Below are 958 nucleotides of genomic sequence, written 5' to 3' on the forward strand. Positions count from 1 at the left end.
CTCGGCTTGTATTCTCCTATTGGGTAGCTTAGATTGACTGATGTCATGAATGTTCTCCCTTCTATTCACTCTTCTCCTTTATTTTACAAGAAAAAGATTGTGTATACTGTATGATTTAATACACAACAATCGGCAGGAGCCCCCCTGCCGATTGTTTTTCACCCTGCGTGATCACGCACTTCGACTGTTACCTTCTTCTGTTTTGGCTGATAAATTTTCCCCACAAATAAATACCCGTATTTGAACTTATTCAGCGCCCATGAGGTCATAATCGGGCCGGCTGTGCACACGGCAAACAGCAGGAGAACAGCCGGTACGGCGGGAATTTCGGGCATATTCAAAAGCAACACGTAGCCTATCATCATAAAATAGGCATGGAGCAGATAAATCGAAAAGGAATAGTTGCTGATAAACATCATGATTTTCGGCACATGCTTCATTTTAGAAAACAAGTGAAAGCACAGGAAAATCATGCTTGTCGAATACAGCATGATATCAGGCCGCTTCGAGCTGATCATGCCGATTTCGCCGACATAAGAAACAGTGACAACCAGCGCACCAGAAGCAATTGCGCAACCGTATACGACCCAGCGGTATTGGTTCAGCAGCGCTAAGAAACGCTTGTATTCTTTTCCGCAATAGTAGGCTAGACAAAAGTAGAAAAGCCAGCCTGCGAACGGAACCCAGAAAAACGGAAATGACCCGCCCTCTTTAGAAGCAGGAGCCGGGCTGACTGCGGAGAAATAGCTTAAATAAGCGACTGTCACCACAAATGAGATAGACAGCACCCATTTCGGAGATGCTTTTTTCAAATACTCATGAAACATCATATGCAGCATGTAAAACTGAAAGATGACGAGAATGAAGTACCCGATAAAGTTTCCTAGGAATACATTCGCCAGATACTTTTGCACAAACGCGAGAAAGGTTATCTCTCCCCCCATCGCACTGGTCATCA

At 44.4% G+C, this 958-nt stretch carries 1 protein-coding gene; it reads right to left on the reverse strand.

Translation table 11 applies throughout. The features are described from left to right. Positions 1-158: 158 nt before the first annotated feature. The coding region (locus tag ACWHAR_RS23960) for an acyltransferase family protein (protein ID WP_452088050.1) at positions 159-958 on the reverse strand (800 nt) is incomplete at its 5' end.

It is taken from the genome of Bacillus sp. LR--39, from assembly GCF_053613335.1.